Annotated in this window: 19 protein-coding genes; 4 read left to right on the forward strand and 15 right to left on the reverse strand. The window is 37.2% G+C overall.

Annotation, left to right across the window (positions count from 1 at the left end; translation table 11 throughout):
- Positions 1-40 precede the first annotated feature (40 nt).
- Complete coding sequence (locus tag NST46_RS16330) at positions 41-811, reverse strand: HAD-IIB family hydrolase (RefSeq protein ID WP_118889622.1); 771 nt, start codon at positions 809-811, stop codon at positions 41-43.
- An 87-nt stretch (positions 812-898) separates the two neighbouring features.
- Here NST46_RS16330 and NST46_RS16335 point away from each other — a divergent pair, with 87 nt between their 5' ends.
- Positions 899-1,597, forward strand: a complete 699-nt coding sequence (locus tag NST46_RS16335; protein ID WP_118889623.1) for a Crp/Fnr family transcriptional regulator — start codon at positions 899-901, stop codon at positions 1,595-1,597.
- 349 nt (positions 1,598-1,946) lie between these two features.
- Here NST46_RS16335 and NST46_RS16340 read toward each other — a convergent pair whose 3' ends face one another.
- Both NST46_RS16340 and NST46_RS16345 read right to left on the reverse strand, forming a co-directional pair.
- Positions 1,947-2,513, reverse strand: coding sequence for an NADPH-dependent FMN reductase (locus NST46_RS16340; RefSeq protein WP_095306922.1), 567 nt, complete (start codon positions 2,511-2,513; stop codon positions 1,947-1,949).
- Between the two features lie 12 nt (positions 2,514-2,525).
- Positions 2,526-3,584, reverse strand: coding sequence for an LLM class flavin-dependent oxidoreductase (locus tag NST46_RS16345; RefSeq protein WP_341137487.1), 1,059 nt, complete (start codon positions 3,582-3,584; stop codon positions 2,526-2,528).
- A 162-nt stretch (positions 3,585-3,746) separates the two neighbouring features.
- On the opposite strand from NST46_RS16345, the gene NST46_RS16350 reads away from it, so the two are divergent.
- On the forward strand, positions 3,747-4,097 hold the full coding sequence (locus tag NST46_RS16350) for a winged helix-turn-helix transcriptional regulator (protein ID WP_095306924.1): 351 nt from the start codon (positions 3,747-3,749) through the stop codon (positions 4,095-4,097).
- Positions 4,098-4,146: 49 nt separating this feature from the next.
- On the opposite strand, the gene ku is transcribed toward NST46_RS16350, so the two are convergent.
- A complete protein-coding gene (ku, locus tag NST46_RS16355) occupies positions 4,147-4,983 on the reverse strand; it encodes a non-homologous end joining protein Ku (protein WP_118889626.1) in 837 nt (278 codons plus the stop codon).
- Positions 4,984-5,087: 104 nt separating this feature from the next.
- Here ku and NST46_RS16360 point away from each other — a divergent pair, with 104 nt between their 5' ends.
- Positions 5,088-6,887, forward strand: a complete 1,800-nt coding sequence (locus NST46_RS16360; protein ID WP_340001919.1) for a DNA ligase D — start codon at positions 5,088-5,090, stop codon at positions 6,885-6,887.
- 103 nt (positions 6,888-6,990) lie between these two features.
- Positions 6,991-7,425, forward strand: a complete 435-nt coding sequence (locus tag NST46_RS16365) for a DUF2383 domain-containing protein (RefSeq protein ID WP_118889628.1) — start codon at positions 6,991-6,993, stop codon at positions 7,423-7,425.
- 51 nt (positions 7,426-7,476) lie between these two features.
- On the opposite strand, the gene NST46_RS16370 is transcribed toward NST46_RS16365, so the two are convergent.
- From NST46_RS16370 to NST46_RS16420, 11 genes are all read right to left on the reverse strand, one after another.
- Positions 7,477-7,902, reverse strand: coding sequence for a YugN family protein (locus tag NST46_RS16370; RefSeq protein WP_095306930.1), 426 nt, complete (start codon positions 7,900-7,902; stop codon positions 7,477-7,479).
- A 131-nt stretch (positions 7,903-8,033) separates the two neighbouring features.
- Complete coding sequence (locus NST46_RS16375; RefSeq protein WP_095306931.1) at positions 8,034-8,189, reverse strand: DUF1540 domain-containing protein; 156 nt, start codon at positions 8,187-8,189, stop codon at positions 8,034-8,036.
- Positions 8,190-8,366: 177 nt separating this feature from the next.
- Positions 8,367-9,359: an aromatic acid exporter family protein gene (locus NST46_RS16380; RefSeq protein WP_340001918.1), complete on the reverse strand. Its 993-nt coding sequence runs from the start codon at positions 9,357-9,359 to the stop codon at positions 8,367-8,369.
- A gap of 98 nt (positions 9,360-9,457) precedes the next feature.
- Positions 9,458-9,889 carry a BrxA/BrxB family bacilliredoxin gene (locus NST46_RS16385; RefSeq protein ID WP_095306933.1) on the reverse strand — a complete coding sequence of 144 codons (432 nt, stop codon included), beginning with the start codon at positions 9,887-9,889 and terminating at the stop codon, positions 9,458-9,460.
- A 104-nt stretch (positions 9,890-9,993) separates the two neighbouring features.
- Positions 9,994-11,244 carry a dihydrolipoamide acetyltransferase family protein gene (locus NST46_RS16390; protein ID WP_118889629.1) on the reverse strand — a complete coding sequence of 417 codons (1,251 nt, stop codon included), beginning with the start codon at positions 11,242-11,244 and terminating at the stop codon, positions 9,994-9,996.
- A 21-nt stretch (positions 11,245-11,265) separates the two neighbouring features.
- Entirely contained in the window at positions 11,266-12,249 is a 984-nt protein-coding gene (locus NST46_RS16395) for an alpha-ketoacid dehydrogenase subunit beta (protein WP_095306935.1), read from the reverse strand.
- A gap of 18 nt (positions 12,250-12,267) precedes the next feature.
- On the reverse strand, positions 12,268-13,263 hold the full coding sequence (locus NST46_RS16400) for a thiamine pyrophosphate-dependent dehydrogenase E1 component subunit alpha (protein ID WP_118889630.1): 996 nt from the start codon (positions 13,261-13,263) through the stop codon (positions 12,268-12,270).
- A gap of 70 nt (positions 13,264-13,333) precedes the next feature.
- Complete coding sequence (lpdA, locus tag NST46_RS16405; protein WP_118889631.1) at positions 13,334-14,755, reverse strand: dihydrolipoyl dehydrogenase; 1,422 nt, start codon at positions 14,753-14,755, stop codon at positions 13,334-13,336.
- Positions 14,756-14,770: 15 nt separating this feature from the next.
- Complete coding sequence (gene buk, locus NST46_RS16410) at positions 14,771-15,856, reverse strand: butyrate kinase (protein WP_095306939.1); 1,086 nt, start codon at positions 15,854-15,856, stop codon at positions 14,771-14,773.
- Positions 15,857-15,969: 113 nt separating this feature from the next.
- The gene (bcd, locus tag NST46_RS16415) at positions 15,970-17,064 is read right to left on the reverse strand and encodes a branched-chain amino acid dehydrogenase (RefSeq protein WP_095306940.1); all 1,095 of its coding nucleotides are present in this window, start codon (positions 17,062-17,064) and stop codon (positions 15,970-15,972) included.
- 176 nt (positions 17,065-17,240) lie between these two features.
- Positions 17,241-19,292 carry a sigma-54 interaction domain-containing protein gene (locus NST46_RS16420; protein ID WP_095306941.1) on the reverse strand — a complete coding sequence of 684 codons (2,052 nt, stop codon included), beginning with the start codon at positions 19,290-19,292 and terminating at the stop codon, positions 17,241-17,243.
- Positions 19,293-19,321 lie beyond the last annotated feature (29 nt).

Consider the following 19,321-nt stretch of genomic DNA (forward strand, 5'->3'; position numbering starts at 1 on the left):
ATTTGGTGGTTTACTAGCCTAAGTTAATTCTCTGTAAACGCTATATTTGTAACATATGTGGGCTTGCTAGCTTATCTAATCTATTTATTATTTTGCGTTCTATATCCTGTTCGATGAATAATTGCTCTGATGCAAATGGTTTTAACTGCTGATTATCACCTATCATTACAGTATGACCAGCATGCTGAAACATCGTTCTATCATTCGAATCATTACCAAATGCAATGTATTCCCTTTCTTTCACTCCCAACTGTTGCAAACCGCTCCATTTATCTATACCTTCAGGGCTAATATCGAAGATGCCCTCATCTCCATGGATGTGCACAACCACCTTCATTTTACTAAGTCGTTTCAATACTTCTTTTCTATCATCTGATGTAAGTATTAGTATCTTTATAATGGATGATAACTTATGTAATTCAACGTTCTTAGCTCGCTTTAGTGGATCCAGATTATTTAATATTGGATGGTCAGTTGGTCCAGTGTAAGCATAGTCCCATTCACTATCAATTAAATAAGTGATGTTAAATGCTTCTAGTAAGCGGCCCGTAGCTGCCATTGTTTCTTCACTAAAACATATGGTTGAAATGATTTTTCCGTTTGCTGCAACCATAGATCCATTCCCACCAACCATGGGGTAATGATGAAAACGCTCATGCAAGATAGGCAGTAGATCTCGTATTGGCCTGGCTGAAGCAAAAATAACTTCATGCCCTTTTGCTTTTAGATCTTCTATCGATGTGAGTAGATTTTCTGAGACAGGCTTGCCGTGAAAGCAGATTGTCCCATCTAAATCGAATACAAATTTCATTTTATCCCTTCTTTCTTCATTTATTGTCCATATTATCAGTTTATCTTATAATGAAAAGGACATATGTCCCAAAAAAAGGAGATTTTCATGCGAAATATTCAAGATTCAGAGTTATTGGAGAAATATTTAGAGGAATTTCAAATTAATAGAATGTTTCATCAATCAAAACAACTGCCATATCATATGCAGCAATATCATTCAGGGGAAATTATACGCTTTGAAGGGATGGAAATGAATTCCCTATTATTCTTAGTCAATGGTAAAGCTAGAATAACATCAAGTATTGAAACCGGAAAAGCACTGTTATTACGTTTTATTTATCCCCTTTCTGTTATTGGTGATATTGAATTAATTCGAGATGTTCCTGTTCAGTCACAAGTTCAAGCTGTCGATGAATGTTTAGTGATCGGCATTCCTTTTGATTACATCAAAAAATATGAAATAGACAACCCAAGACTTTTACATATGCTTTTAGAACATGTAAGTTTTAAACTTCAAACATGTACAACAGCTTCTCGTGTAAATTTATTAGCATCTGTTGAAAACAAGTTTGCAAGTTATCTAATGTCTACGCTGTCTCCTGATGCGGATAACGAATTCGGGATCGAATTACAGACCTCGAGCGTTAAAGAAATAGCCAGTTTGCTAGGTACGACTTATCGACATCTCAACCGTGTAATAGCTTCTTTAATCGAGCAAGGTATTATTGAAAGACAAAAAAACTCAATTCAAATATTAAACTGGAAGGAATTAGAAAAGGCAGCAAATGGAATTCGGTATAAATAAAGTATATAACACCTGAATGAATAATAAAGAATAAGATTTCTTCACGTACCTAGATTCACTTTGGATTATAAAGTAATAAAAAAGATAAGTCCTCCTAGTAAAAACAGCCAAATCATTATGTTGCTTCTTCACCAGAAATTTCTGAAATCCTCCGTGACCACACGCATTTCTAAAAACAGATCTGTTTCATTGGTTTACGAAAAATTTATGATTTCTAGAATTTATCATTTCAAATGGCACACTTATTTTACTACTTAATAATATTTTTTTGATTCTTTATTGCAAATTTTTCTAGATAATAGAAAAAGCCGCCTTTTTTTAGACGACTTTGAAAAAATAAGTAACCGGCTTAAAATCCATAAGCTGCTTCTTTTTCTTTACGGATTTTAATATAGGTCTCTGCTAGTAAGACTGTATCTTCAATTAAGCGATCGATTCGAAATAACACATCATCACTCGTTATTTCGTTTCGATAAAAATCCTTCTCCTCTATAAATACATACTTTTGGACAATTTGAGCTTGCATGTATGCAAGTATTGGTTTTAATTGCTGTTCTGCAATTAAATAATGCTTGGAAGAACCTGCTGTAACAAGCAGACTGACTATTTTATCTTGAAATGCGTTTATCGGCAGTAAATCAAATATATTCTTTAATGTAGCTGGGATTGATGCTTGAAAGATTGGCGTTCCAATTATGATAATATCTGCTTCCATGATTGTTTTTGCTACATACTTCGTATCCCCTGCATATTCTAAATAGTTACGTCCGTCACTAAACTGAATATCATAGTCAGCTAAATCAATCAGTGTCACATCCATTTCTGGAATTTTATCGTTTATTGATTTCACTGTGTAATTCATCGCTGTTTTTGTTTTCGTACCAACTTTTGATCCGGATAAAGCAACAATCTTCACTTTGCTTCCCTCCTATTTTCTTGCTGTATGCTTTTTAATTGCCGGTAAAATTTCTGTGCCAATCAATTCAATGTTTTTCTTTAACTTTTCAAATGGCACGCCACCGAAATCCATTTGGCCAATATAACGCTGGTGGCCAAACACTTCATGTTGATAAAGAATTTTCTCGATGATTTGTTGCGGGCTTCCAATATTCATAACGTCTCTTGGATCAGCCCCTTGAGCAAAATGCTGCTTTGGATAGCCTCGTCCATTCGTTAGCTTCATTCCTTCATTTATATAAGGATAATATTCTCTCTGAGCCTGCCCAGTTGTTTCGGCAGCATAGAAGAATCCTGCTGTTGATATCGGAAGCTCTGCTGGATCAAACCCGCTTTGACTCGCAGCTTCACGGAATGCATCAATCGATCGTTTGAAGCTTGTCGCTGGTCCTCCTAGCATAGCCAGGAACATCGGGACCCCTGCATATCCTGCCTTAATAGCACTGGCAGGTGCACCGCCTACTGCACGCCAAATCGGCAGGGAGCCTTCTTTCGGACGTGGAATTACCTTTGCGTTGTTTAGTGGAGCACGGAATTGTCCGCTCCAATTGATAACCTCATTTTTATTGATTTCAAGTAATAGTTCAAACTTTTCTTCATACAATTCTTCATAATCACGAAGATCATATCCTAATAAATCAAAAAGTCCTATTCTAGAAGCACGCCCTGCTATAATTTCTGCTCGTCCTTTTGAAATTAAATCAATCGTTGCAAAATCTTCATAAACACGAACTGGATCCAATGTGCTAATAATTGTAGAGGAACTAGCAATCTTGATCTTACTCGTCGCCTGCGCAATGGCCGCTAGTACAACTGAATGTGCCTGTGTTGTGAAATAATCCTGATGGCTTTCACCTACACTAAAAAAGTCAATACCTGCTTGTTCAGCAAGTTTCGCTAATTCAATAATTTCATGAATTCGCTGTTCTGCTGAGATTCGTTTTCCTGTATGTGGATCTGAAATATGATCGCCTAATGTGTATAGTCCAAACTCCAATCCTTTACTTGTATCGATACGGTAATTTTCCATACATACTTCAACCTTTCACTTCTAATGTCCTAATGCCTTCTAACAAAGAAGAATCTTCTTCCATCACATTCTATATAATGTTATTATGTCTTATATAACGAAAAATTGTAAGTACGCACTTTAATGGTACATAGTATACTAAAAGATACTTAGGAGGATTACATGGAAAAGAAACCAGAACTTTGTCGTGTTGAAGACGCTTTAGGAATATTGGTTGGGAAGTGGAAACCAATTATTTTGTTAAATCTTTTACAAGAAGGAACCAAACGATTTAGCGAATTAAAGCGAAGTATGCCAGGAATCACACAAAAGATGTTAACGAATCAACTGCGGGAATTAGAGGCTGAGGATATTGTGATGCGTAAAGTTTATCCGCAAGTACCTCCAAAAGTGGAGTATTCCATTACAGAATATGGAAAAAGTTTAGAACCAATTTTAGAAGCAATGCATGAATGGGGAGTGAAACACACATTGCATAAAATGGAGAAAGAAAATCGAGAGAATATACAGTAATAAAGAATTGGTGTTTTCACATAAGATACCTCCAACAAGTGGAGATGTCTTATGTGGCAACCTTTTTCTTCGTTGTTGTTTTTCGTTTTGCTTGTTTTGGCTTTGGTTTGTCTTTTTTCGCTCTATCCAATGATGCTTGGAGTGCATCCATTAAGTTCGTAACATTATCTGGTACGGCTTTTTCCTTACCAGTAGCAGTCTGTTCATTGTTTTTCTTTTCTTCAATTAATTCCATTAAAGCTGTACGATAATCATCTGTATACTTCTCAGGTTCAAAGTCGTTCGTTAACTGATCGATCAACATTTTAGCCGTGTCTAATTCTTTCTTTACGATTTCAACCTCTTCTGGGATGTTCGGAACATCCTGAACGCTTCTTACCTCATCTGGATAATGAATGGTCTCTACAACGAGTACATTTTCGTAAACCCGGATAATTGCAAGCTGTTCCTTTGCTCGAATGATCATTTTGGCAATCCCGATTTTCCCCGTATCACTCAGCGCGCTACGCAATAATCCATATGCTTTACCCCCTCCTTCATTTGGAGATAAATAATAACTCTTTTCAAAATAAATCGGATCAATATCCTCTAATTGGACAAAGTCCAGAATTTCAACAGCTTTGTCCTCTTGTTCTTTCTTTAAGGACTCTAGCTCTTCCTCATCTAAGATAACAAATTTATTTTTGGCATATTCATATGCTTTTACAATGTCTTCGTTTTTAACCTCTTTTTCACAGATGGGACACACTTTTTCATATTTTACTGGGGATTTGCATTCCTTATGCAGCTGTCTTAGTTTAATATCTTTATTTTCGGTAGCAGCGTGCATCTTTACGGGAATATTAACCAAGCCAAAGCTGATAGTTCCTTTCCACATCGTATGCATCGTAACAACCTCCTTTTTTCTTTAGTTTGCTGTTACTTTAAAATTCTATTCGATGGATTAATTTTCTCGAAATATGCCACTTTATGAATATGGAGGTGCTTCCAATGGATATTATGAAGCCTAGAATATCTTCTGAAATTCCACTTGGTGAAGATTGGATTTATGAGATGAAATATGATGGATTTAGATGCGTGTTTACATGGAGTGCGGATGGGACAATTACATTAGTGAGTAGAAATAATACAGATTTAACATTAAATTTCCCAGAGATAACTTCGTTTTGTAAGAAATTTTATCCAAGTATCAAATCTTCTTTACCCTTAACATTTGATGGAGAACTTGTTATCTGCAATACTGACTACCAAAGCAATTTTTCCCTGCTCCAAAAGAGAGGACGATTAAAGAATCAAGAAACTATCCAAAGTGCCGCACGTGTTCGGCCAGCTACATTTATTGTGTTTGATTTGCTGGTGTTAAGAGGGAACTCATATAAAGCCCAAAAACTTTACGTAAGAAAAAAAGCTCTTGAAGCTATATTCCGTAAACTGACTGGATCGCGTATACGACTAATCGAATCATTTCGTAGCGACGAGCTAATTACCACAATTATGTTTGATCAAAAAGCAGAGGGTATTGTTGCGAAAAGGAGAACAAGCACTTATCAAATTGGAAAGCGACATCATGATTGGTACAAAATTAAAAATTGGAGGGAAATTCAAGGATTTTTAACAGCATATGATATGAGCAACGATTATTTTGATATTGGTGTTTTTCATCATGAACAAATACGAACAATTGGTAAATGTAAGCATGGACTTGACGGAGAATCGTTTCAAACGGTAAAGCAATTATTTATGGCAAATGGGAAAAAACAAGGAAAACGTTATCTATTGCCTCCAGCCATTTGTGCTTCTATCCATACACTTGATTTATATAAAGAAGAGTTACGGGAACCTGAATTTGCTGATCTATTACCACAACGCAAACCGGAAGAATGTACGTTCGCAAACCTGGAGCTAGATTTAGCAATGCTTCCTAAGACAATTGATTTAACTAACACGAAAAAAATGCTATGGCCAACTGCTAATTTTTCAAAGGGGGATCTTCTTTTGTTCATGCGGGAAATTTCTCCATACATGCTCCCCTTTCTTCAAAACCGGGAACTAACGGTTATTCGGTGTCCGGATGGTATCGAGAAAGAACATTTTTTTCAGAAGCATTTACCGGACTATGCCCCTGATTTTATCACTTCTGTACCTTCTGGAAATGAACGGACATTTGTTTGCGATCGTTTAGATGCATTGATCTGGTTTGCGAATCACGGCGCAGTGGAATATCATATCCCTTTTCAGCATGTCAGAAGCGCTGTACCAGCAGAAATCGCTTTTGATCTAGACCCACCTGACAGAGAACATTTTCATTTAGCTATTCGTGCAGCCAAGCTTATAAAATCTTTATTAGATGATCTAGATCTTATCTCCTTTGTTAAAACATCTGGAAACAAGGGTTTACAGATTCATATTCCATTAAGACCCGGAAGTATGACGTACGAAGAAACCGCAACCTTCACGAAGGCAATCGCCGTTACAATTGAGAATACGTATCCTAAATACTTTACAACAGAGCGAATGAAGAAAAAAAGAAAAGGACGTTTATATATTGATTATGTTCAACATGGCAAAGATAAAACGTTGATTGCACCATATTCCCCTAGGATGACAACAGAAGGGACCGTCGCTACTCCGCTGTTTTGGGAAGAAGTTAACGAAGAACTTTATCCAACCTTATTTACAATTGACAATGTTATGGAGCGAGTGCAACAGTTAGGTTGTCCATTTGATAATTATTTTGAAATGGCCATGATACAGAAGCTGCATAAAGTCTTAAATTTAGTGAGAGATTAGGAACTCACTTCATAAATTCCAATTGTATATAATTATGTATCTTACTCAAAATAAGGCTGAAAACTATCTATTTGGCAACTATATTAAAGGAGATTACATCAAAATGAACGATAAGGATATTGTTAAGGAATTAAATGCGTATTTACAAGGAGAGTATATGGGCATCCACGCATATGAGCATTACATTAAACATACCAATGACCCAAAACTTAAAAATGAACTGCAGCGTATTCAGCAAGAGCATAAACAGCATGCTGCAAAGACTGCCGAACAAATCCAAAATCTGGGTGGTAAGGCCGTAGAAGATAACGGAATGAAGTTATCTGTGCAAGAATTGATGTTGCGTATGAAAGATTACCCTGACTATAATGAAGGTATTATTAAAGGTGTACTTAAAGGACAAGAAATGGGTATTCACCAGGTGGAGGAAATTATCCGAGGAGATATGGACTCGAAAAGTCTCGAAATTGTTAAGCATAATTTAGATGAAGACAGAGCCCATATAAAACAATTAAACCAATTAATGATGGATGAATAGCGTAAACAGAAAAAATCGACCCTTTATTGGAGAGGGGCCGATTTTTTCATGTTAGGAAATTTGCAAGTCATTGATGGAGCGATAAATACGATGTACGTGTTGTTCTCCAGCTTCTTCCCACCTACTTTTATCTATTATGTTTCCATCCTTATCAATCGGATTTTGAAACTGATTGAACCCGGTAGTCGTTAATAATGAACTTTCGTCCCAATCTAGTCCTGTATTGACAACATGTTTGATAACATATGGTTGTCCAAATTCAATATATGCACTGGGACGATCTAATTCACCTTTCAAGACATTAAAGGGAATTCTGATGTAAATTGTTTCACCTGCTTCTCGACATAACGCCATATCAAACTTTCCATGATCATAGTCAAAATTACTGCAAAAGGTAAATCCATTCGTTTTAAATATTTTATGTACATCACCAAAGTATGCTTTCATTCCTTCAATTTCGGTTTGTAATTTAAGCATTTTAATTCACTCCTTTGGTGACTAGTATTCACTTTTTCATAATTAAGATACCTACAGATGGACAATTTTCTAGCAAGTAACCGGTCATACCATAATTAAAGGGCAACCATTATATTGGTTACCCTTTAAAATTAAACTTTTGGGACAAATGTTTTGCAATCTGTTTCCTCGCTATTTGAAGCTTCTTTTCCTTTACGATTAACAATATAAATCGCATTGGCATGACATCTGTTCCCAGGTCCCCAGTACGTACAGCTATTTACTTCACACAATACATCCTTAGCCATCAAAACCCACCTCCCTTATTTGTTATCATGAACAAATTCGAGTTATTCATGCTATTATCGCATATGGAAAAAACTAACGCTTCATAACACGAGATTTGTGTCATGAAGCGTTAAACATTAGCTTTCACATTGCTTTTTTGCCTTTATAATAATGATTGAAGGCCTGCAGCTTGCATGTTAATTTTTTGTCTTTTTTTGATTTTTCAAACGTTTAAACACATTAACATCACTTTCTTTATATTTCAACTTGATGATTAAGTAATCTTCAATTTCATGTAATAATTGGAATAAATTTGCCCTAGCTTCAAAATCCTCTCTGGTCTTAGGGAGTTCTTCCTCATTAATTTGGGATCGTAGTTCTTTTAATTGATCAAGATAAATAATTGCAGTATTTCCTGGATGAACATTTTTGGAAAGCCCTTCAAAAAATTCAGCAATTTTTTCACCAATTGGGTCAGCATCTGGTAGTCTCGACACAAGCGGAAGCATTTTTTTCAATAACTCAAATTGCCTAGTTCGCATTCGGAAATAATCTCGATATGGATGTTTATTTCGTAGTAAATGATTTTCTCTATCACGTTCTACTAGCGTATTCGCTTCTAGTAAAATATCCTCTGATTCCGCAAGTTCGTCTCCTTTCCAAGTCGTATGCTTATATCGAATGTACTGAGAGTATTCATATAAAATAATCGTGAAATTCTGTTCCAATTTTTGTTGTTTTTCTTTTAACGGTTTATCCAGACTCGGCATATACAAATTTAATAAGAGCCCAACGCCAATACCAACAACAATTAATAGAAATTGATCGAATAGAGATGCCAATGTTATGGAGGAAGCACTGTATAAGTTTAAAATAACAACCGAGCTCGTTGCTATACCAGGAGTTACCTTAAGAAAAACAGTTGTAGGTATGAAAACAATTAACATAATACCGAGGACAAGAGGATGATAAGCGATCCACTCGAAGAAAATGTAAGCATATAGTGTAGCAATGATACATGCTGTAAACCTGTGCAAAGCGCTGTAGTAAGATCTCTTTCTAGAGGGCTGAATACACAAGATAGTTAGAATTCCAGCTGATACAAAGTTCGTCAAGCCTAATAGCTGAGCAATAGATATAGCTAAAGGTGTACCAATAGCTGTTTTAATCGTCCGATAGCCAATCTTCATTTTTCATACTCCTTGAAAAAATTAATCTGTTCAGCTGATTTCAAGTTATAAAAAAGAGACTGACTTACATGACAGTCTCTTTTTTATTCTAAAATCAATTAAAGTTCAGTACAATGCTCATCAAAAATTGTTTGTAATTTTGTAGTTACTTCCATAGGGCTATGACCCTCGATGTCATGACGTTCAATCATTGTTACAATCTTGCCATCCTTTAGTAAAGCAAATGAAGGTGAAGAAGGAGGATACCCTTCAAAGTATTCACGTGCTTTTTCAGTTGCTTCACGGTCTTGACCGGCGAAAACTGTTACAAGATTATCTGGACGTTTATCAAAATGAACTGAATGGGCAGCTGCCGGACGTGCAACTCCACCAGCACATCCACATGTTGAATTGATCATAACGAGTGTTGTTCCTTTTTCACTAAGTACAGCATCTACTTCCTCTGGAGTTTTTAACTCTTTATATCCTGCTTCGGTTATATCTTTTCGTGCAGCATCAACAACATCCTGCATGAATAAATTAAAATCCATTTAGCATCTCCATCCCTTTACGTTAATTTGTATAAATATTCTTCTTTAGCTTATCAAGTCTAGGCCTATTTTTCAATTTATAAATCTGAAGAAAGTATAAAGCATTAATACAAATTGATCGTATGCTCATTCATACTCTCAAGTATTTCTTTAACCCTTGATAAAAATCTGCCGCATACAAGACCATCTAAGATACGGTGATCCAACGATAGGGAGAGATTTACAATATCACGTGCTGCAAACATGTCATTAATAATTACTGGGCGTTTAACGATTGATTCTACCTGTAAGATTGCAGCCTGTGGATAGTTAATAACCCCCATTGAGGAAATTGATCCAAATGAACCCGTATTGTTAACAGTAAACGTTCCACCTTGCATATCCTGTGCAGTTAATTTGCCGTTTCGTGCTTTCATTGCAAGTTCATGGACATCTCGAGCAATTGCTTTAACTGTTTTTTCGTCTGCATGCTTAATAACTGGAACAAAAAGCTCGTTCTCTTTTGCCACAGCAATCGAAAGGTGAATATCCTTTTTCTGAATAATCTTATCGCCTGCCCACATGCTATTTAATTGAGGGTATTCTTTCAAGGCTTGTGCAACTGCTTTTACGAAAAAGGAAAAATAAGTTAAACTAAATCCTTCATCTTTTTTAAAAGCATTCTTGACTTTATTCCGATATGTTACAAGATCACTTACATCAACTTCAACAGTCATCCAAGCATGAGGGATTTCCTGTTTTGATTTGACCATATTTTCAGCTATTACTTTACGAACACCTTTGACAGGAATTTCAATATCACCGGCTTTCGTTTCTACAAATATGTCATTTTTTGTTTCATCTCTCGTGCTAGACGAACCTTGAATCGTTTCTTTCATTTCACCTATATCTGTTGGAATTTCACCAGAAGCAATTATTTTTTCGATGTCTTTTCTTGTAATTCTTCCTCCACGACCTGAACCTGTTACGTGTTCTAAATTAATATCGTTTTCTTGTGCTAATCGAAGCACTGCAGGAGAATAGCGTTTTTTCATCGAATCATCTACATCTGTTGGTTTGGAAGGCTCTGCTTCTGCTAGTTTGCTTTCAGTAGATTCGGTACGATTACTCGGTTCCTCTGTATCGATATAGCAAATTAACTCACCGACAGCAACCGTATCACCCTCGTCTGCAGTAAGCTCTTTGATTATCCCTGTATAGGAGGATGGAACCTCTGCATTTACTTTATCTGTCATTACTTCAGCAATTGGGTCATATTTAGTTACTTGATCTCCAACTTTAACGAGCCATGTACTAATTGTTCCTTCCGTTACACTTTCGCCGAGCTGGGGCATTGTAATTTTTTCAGTAGCCATTTGCTTCTCCCTCCTTCGTAATTAATATTCTGCTAAATCGCGCATTGCCTTTTCTACTTTATCCGGATTCATCATAAAATACTTTTCCATGGTCGGTGCATATGGCATTGCAGGGACATCAGGTCCTGCTAATCGATTAATTGGTGCATCTAAATCAAAAAGACAATGTTCAGCAATAATTGCTGCAACCTCACCAATGATACTACCTTCCTTATTGTCCTCTGTTATAAGTAAAACCTTACCAGTTTTCTTTGCTGCTTCAATAATTGCTTCCTGATCAAGCGGATAGACCGTTCGTAAGTCCAGAATATGCGCATTGATCCCATCTTCTGCTAGCTTTTCGGCAGCCTGTAATGCAAAATGCACGCATAAACCATAGGTAATGACTGTAATATCTTCTCCTTCACGCTTTACATCCGCTTTGCCAATCGGAAGCACATAGTCGTCTTCAGGAACTTCACCCTTTAGTAAACGATATGCTCGTTTATGTTCAAAAAATAGAACAGGATCGTTATCGCGAATAGCCGCTTTTAAAAGTCCTTTCACATCATAAGGAGTGGAAGGCATTACTATTTTAAGTCCTGGCTGATTCGCAAATATAGCTTCAACCGATTGCGAGTGATAGAGCGCTCCGTGGACACCTCCGCCGTAGGGAGCACGAATTGTCATTGGTACACTCCAGTCATTATTTGATCGATAGCGCATCTTTGCTGCTTCAGAAATAATTTGGTTTACAGCAGGCATAATAAAATCAGCGAATTGCATTTCTGCAACAGGTCGCATTCCATACATGGCCGCTCCAATCCCAACACCTGCAATAGCTGATTCTGCTAAAGGAGTATCTAAAACGCGAGCTTCACCGAATGTTTCATACAAACCGTCAGTTGCTCGAAAGACGCCTCCTTTTTTGCCGACATCCTCACCTAGAATAAAAACCTTTTCATCGCGCTGCATTTCTTCTCTTAATGCAGTTGTCACTGCCTGAATATAAGACATTACTGGCATATTTGGTTCCCCTCCCTACTACTTTTCTTCATAAACATATTTAAGTGTATCTTCTGCTTCTGCGTAAGCCGCATTTTCAGCAAAATCAGTAGCTTCATTTATGATTTTTGTGATCTCATCATTCAAACGTTGTTCAACCGAGTCTGTCAGTATCTCATTTTCTTTTAAGTAGCTTGCAAACGTAATAACAGAATCATTTTTCTTAGCCTCTTCCACTTCGCCTTTCTCACGATACGTGCGATCATCATCATCACTTGAATGTGCAGTTAGACGATAGCAGACAGCTTCAATTAATGAAGGACCTTCACCACGAATTGCTCGATTTCGAGCTTCTTTCACCGCTTGATATACAGCTAATGGATCATTGCCATCAATGGTTACTCCAGGCATCCCATAGCCTTGTGCACGATCTGCAATATTATTACTTGCAACCTGGCGATCATATGGAACGGAAATGGCATATTTATTATTTTCGACCATGGTTATGACCGGTAATTTATGCACACCAGCAAAGTTCAATCCTTCATGGAAATCACCTTGGTTGGAGGAACCTTCTCCTAATGTAACGAAGCTGACAACATCTTTCTTTTCCATTTTCGCGGCAAGAGCGACTCCCACGGCATGTGGTACTTGTGTTGTAACTGGTGAAGAACCAGATAAAATCCGATTTTTCTTTTGACCAAAATGCCCTGGCATTTGTCTTCCGCCAGAGTTAGGGTCATCTGCTTTAGCAAATGCAGATAACATTAACTCCTTTGCAGTCATTCCAAATGCAAGGACAACACCCATGTCTCGATAATATGGTGCAATATAGTCTTCTTTCCTATTTAAAGCAAAAGCTGCGCCCACCTGTGCTGCTTCCTGTCCTTGGCAAGAAATAACAAATGGTATCTTTCCTGATCGATTCAATAACCACATGCGTTCATCAAGCTTTCTAGCTAAAAGCATCGTTTTATACATCTCTAAAACCTGTTCATCCGTTAAACCTAGTTCCTGATGTCGTTTTTTTGTCATACTTTTCCCTCCCTATTTTTTCCGAAATTTAATAAGTCACTTGCTTATTGAGCAAGAATTTGAATAGCTGTTACCCATGAATCTGTTCACCTTCTACAGCAAGTGCTGCTTCGCCAATAATCTCTGATAATGCTGGGTGAGGATGAATCGATTGTGATAGTTCCCATGGTGTTGCATCTAGTACTTTAGCAAGACCGGCCTCAGATATTAAATCTGTAACATGAGGGCCAATCATATGAATTCCTAAAATATCATTTGTCTTTTTATCTGCAATAATTTTCACAAAACCGTCTGATTCTCCGAATACTAATGCCTTTCCTATTGCTTTAAAAGGAAATTTACCAACTTTAATATCATACCCTTTTTCTTTTGCTGCTTTTTCAGTTAAACCAACACTTGCAATTTCCGGGCTGGAATAGATACACGTCGGAACATTTTCGTAGTTAATTGGGTATGTTTCTTTTCCTGCCATATGCTCAATAGCGACAATTCCTTCACGGGAAGCAACATGTGCGAGTTGCATACCTCCAATAACATCGCCGATAGCATAAATATGCGATTCTTTTGTTTGGAAATAATCGTTCGTTTGAATATAGCCATTACTGAGAACAATATCTGTGTTTTCAATTCCTATATTTACTGTATTGGCTTCCCTGCCAACTGAGACAAGCATCCTTTCAGCTTGGAGTGACTGTTTTTTATTATCTATTTCTACCTCAATGGAAATGCCTTGATCAGTATGTAAAGTCTCTGTTTGTATGTTTGCTCCTTTAATAAACGTAACCCCTTTTTTCTTAAGAAGTCGTTCAGCTTCTTTCGCAATTGCTTCGTCCTCTGTTGGCAGTATTTGATTCAGGTATTCAACAACTGTTACAGTTACGCCAAAATCTGTGAGCATGGACGCCCATTCAATTCCGATTACACCTGCGCCGACAATAAGAATTGAGTCTGGTAATTTTTCCATTTGCAGCGCCTCATCTGAACTCATTACGAAATGTCCATCTATTGGAAGTCCTGGTAAAGTCTTTGGCTTTGAACCTGTAGCAATTAACACATTTTTTGGAACGATCATTGTGTTTTCTTCACCATTCTCATGTTCAACAGAAATAGTACCTGGCATAGGTGAAAAAATACTTGGTCCAAGTATCCGTCCAAATCCATTAATTACATCGATTTTTCCTTTTTTCATTAAGCCTTGTACGCCTTGATGTAATGTGTTAATAATCGATTGCTTTCTTTCTTGTACTTTGCTAAAATTCAGAGCTATGCGTTCTGTTTCTACACCAAACAGACTTGCCTCACTTGTTTGTCTATATACTTCAGCGCTCCGCAATAATGCTTTGGATGGAATACAGCCCTGGTGAAGACATGTACCTCCAAGTTCACCCTTTTCAACAATCGCTACTTGCATCCCGAGCTGTGAAGCTCTTATTGCTGCAACATAGCCTCCTGTTCCACCACCTAAAACAACTAAATCATATTCTTTTGTCATCTTAAATTCACTCCTTTACTCGAGATTCGTATAGACCTTAAGCTGTTCTTCTCCTCGAAGCACACGTAACACACCTTCATTTAATGCCTGTAGTTCATTCTCGCCTGGGATTATAACCGTGTCTGCAATCCAATTGACTTGTTTGGTAATCGAACTGGTAAGACTTTCTCGATAAGCATGCTTTCCTGTGAAAATAATAGCATGAACATCACCACGCAAGACTGTACTCATTGCACCAATTTCTTTGGCAATCTGATATGCCATTGCTTCAAATACTTCTTTTGCTTTTATCTCACCTTGTTCAATTCTTTGTTCTACCTCACTTACATCATTTGTTTCAAGATGAGCCATCAGACCACCATGACCAACTATTTTTTTCTTCATTGCTTCATAGTTGTATGTTCCGGAAAAACAGAGTTCAACTAAGCCTCCAACTGGGGTGCTTCCTGCTCGATTCCAGGAAAATGGACCTTCTCCATCTAACCCATTGTTTACATCAATAACCATGCCCTTGCGATGTGCCCCTATTGTAATTCCTTCACCGATATGAGCAACAATCACATTGATATCCTCGTACTTCAAATCTAAGCTTGCAGCAGCTTTTCTTGCCGCTGCCTTATGATTCAATGCATGAAAAATACTTTTCCTTGGAATTTCGGGAATACCCGAGTATCGAGCAACATCATCAAGCTCGTCGACAACGACAGGGTCAACAATGTAGGCATCGATATTTAACCCCGATGCAATCTCAAATGCTATTATTCCCCCAAGATTTGATGGATGCTCACCGTTATAACCGGTTTTCAAGTCGTATAGCATGGCGGTATTTACTTGATACGTACCGCCTTCGATTGGTCTCAGCAATCCACCACGCCCACATACTGCATGAATTCTGGAAATATTAATTCCTACATACTTTAGCTGTTCAAGAATATCCTGCGTACGAAGTTTCGATTGTCCCATTACACGATAATGAGCTTCTAATTCTGCCTGCTGATGTACGATTGTTTTTTCTACGATGCATATTTCGTTATCGAAAACCCCTACTTTAGTTGACGTGGTTCCAGGATTTACAACTAATATTCGATACGTCTCTTGCAAACCGGTCACCTCATTTAAAAACTTAGCGTTCGTTAATGGAATTCTTTAAAATATATTTTTTTCTTAGAATCCGTTATGTTGGATTACACTTCTTTGCTAAATGATTAAAACACTTATCTTCTACTTAATGTGTGATGTCCATTCCTTAAAAATTGACTTCTGGAATTTCGGAACGATTCGATTCTTTCTTCCGCCATACGATCAGCAGCCAAGTAGGTAGGAATATTATCACGCTTCGAAATTTCAAACACACGTTCAAGATTATCATAAATGGTTTCCACTTTTTTCATTGCACGTTCCGCATTAAAGCCCATTAATTCATCGGCTACATTAATTACGCCCCCGGCATTGATGACGTAGTCTGGAGCATAGACAATCCCTTTTTCATGAATGAGGTCGCCATGTTCCGTGGATTTTAGTTGATTATTTGCAGAGCCTGCAATTACTTTCGCTTTTAATCTTGGAATCGTATTGTCATTGATTGTTGCTCCTAACGCACAAGGTGTGTAGATATCACATGCAACATCATAAATATCATTAGGATCTACAGCCTTAGCTCCAAAAGCCTCGACAGCCCGGTTTACTGCCTCTTTATTAATATCTGTTACAATAAGCTGTGCACCGTCTTTATGCAAATATTCACAGAGCGCATATGCAACATTTCCAATACCTTGAACTGCAATTGTTTTTCCTTCTAACGATTCATCGCCAAAAGCTTCTTTCGCTGATGCTTTAATTCCTTTATAGACACCATAAGCAGTAACAGGTGATGGGTTTCCTGAAGCCCCTGAATAGGATGAAGTTCCAGTTACAAAATCTGTTTCCAAATGAATGAGATCCATATCTTGTACAGTGGTTCCTACATCTTCAGCAGTTATATACCGTCCATTTAGTCCTTGTATATAGCGACCGAAGGCCCGGAACATTTCTGGATTTTTATCTGTTCGTGGATCACCGATAATAACCGTTTTTCCTCCTCCTAGATCAAGTCCCGCTGCAGCATTTTTATAGGTCATTCCTCTAGCCAGACGAAGAGCATCTTCAATCGCTTCATCTTCAGAATTATATTTCCACATTCTTGTTCCGCCCAATGCAGGGCCTAATGTCGTATCATGAATAGCAATAATAGCTTTCAAGCCTGAATTTTTATCTTGACAAAAAACCAATTGCTCATAATCGTATTCTTCTAAATAAGTAAAGATTTCCATATAAATTCCTCCTATATTACCTAATTAAGCACTAATTTCTTAATCGCATATATTATTCCATCAGTAGTATTCAGCAAAAACCATGCCAACTATAAAGCTGTGCGGAAATGCCTTAAAACCCACAAATGTAAGCCTGCAACTTTTTTAACCATGCAAAATATTGCATGCTTAATAATTCATTCGAGATTATATTTCTTCATCTTATAATATAAATTTCGAATCGATACATTTAAAGCTTTGGCCGTTTTTGTTTTATTGAATTCATTTTGTTCATATGTTTTGGAAATATACGCTTTTTCAAATTGATTAATCGCATCCTGTAACGTACTTTCTCCTTTAATTCTCTCATCAATAGATGATTTCGCCGGTAGAGACAAAGCTTGTAACGTTGGGATGTACTTCTTGTCAATTACCTCTTCATTCATGTCCATAAATATCATGGCACGACCAATAACATTTTCTAGCTCGCGTACATTCCCAGGCCAATGATATTGCTTTAATTTATTTAATGCCTCTTTTGATATCGTTTGTACATTACGACCATAGTCTTGATTGATTTTCTGAATAATATGCTGTATAAGATCTGGCAAATCATTAAGTCTTTCCTTAACTGAAGGAATGAAGATAGGAAGCCGATTTAGTCTATAATATAAATCTTCTCGAAATGTATTATTCATAATTGCCTTTTCAAGATTGACATTTGTTGCAGTGATTACTCGTACATCAATCGAAACCGGTTTTGTTCCGCCGACTCGAACAATTTCATTTTCTTGTAATACACGCAAGAGCTTGGCCTGCATGGATAACGATAATTCCCCGATTTCATCAAGAAAGATACTTCCATGATTTGCTTCCTCAAAGAGGCCCTTTTTCCCACCTTGCATTGCACCTGTAAAAGCCCCCTCTACATAACCAAATAATTCACTTTCTAGTAATGACTCTGCAATAGCTGCACAATTTACTCGGATAAACTTATTGTGTTTCCGATCACTCTCATTATGAATCGCATGGGCAAATAATTCTTTACCAGTGCCTGAATCGCCCCTTAATAGGACTATTGCAGGGGTTTTCGCTCCGACCTTCGCTTGCTCAAGAGCTAGTTTCATTTCCGATGAACTCCCAATAATATCATCAAACGTATAACGAGCTTCTAAGTTTCGAATGATTTGCCTTGCATGCTTTAATTCCTTTGTTAATGCTTGAATTTCTGATACATCATGCAATACACCTACACTGCCTTTAATAACTCCATTCACGATAATCGGTGCGACATTAACGAGGACTTCCTTTTTACCTGGTCCTACCTTCATACGCACACCCCGTACAGCTCTACGTGTTTGAAGTACTTTCAAATGCATACTTTCTCCCTCAGAAATATCAACGGTTGCAGGCTTTCCAATTACATCTTTTTCCTTCAACCCTGTAATTCGTGTATATGCAGGGTTAATAATAAGACCATTTCCATTCTCGTCAACGACACTAATTGCTTCATCAGACGATTTGATAATTGCTTCCAACATCGTTTTGATCTCGTTCAAGTCCGTATTTTCCTCGGCTAGCTTCATGACTTCTGTAATATCTTTAAATACTGCAAAAGCACCAATTAGTTCTCCTATTTCATTTATAATGGGAATCCGTGTTGTTATAATCTTTTTCCCATTTGGTAGTGTTAGCTTTTGATTTACTTCTTTTCGTTGTGTTTGTAAAACGTGAGGAAGTCTCGAATCTGTAATAAGCTCTTTTATATGTGTTCCTATATACTGTTTTCTTGATTTACCAATTATTTTTTCCGCACTTTTATTGATAAACTGGATATTTTCATTCTTATTCATGACGATCATACCGTCATGAATATGGTTTAGTATGAGCTCTTGATTTTTTGATTGGTATTTCACCTTATCCATCAACGCTTCTTTTTCAAAAAGCAGCTCTGATATGATATAAGCAACAGATCCTGGGATTACAACAGTTCTCCGCGGTCTTTTTTCAATTATCTGTTCTAGGATTTGATCATCACCAGTTGCTTCAATAATAATATCAATATCATTATGTACCCATGGCTCCCAGTCCACACTTACCGGAATCTTTGCTCGACGTGCTAATTTTAACCCGTTTGCATCTTCGTTAATATCAACAACTGCAGCTATTTCCATCGACTCTGTAGCTTGAAGAATATTGAAGAGTGCACTTCCCCCTTTACCAGCCCCAACAATCAACACACGTTTCATGCCATCCCACCTTGCATTATTTTGCATAC

This window comes from Oceanobacillus sp. FSL W7-1309, assembly GCF_038002145.1.
Classification (GTDB): Bacteria; Bacillota; Bacilli; order Bacillales; family Amphibacillaceae; genus Oceanobacillus; species Oceanobacillus profundus.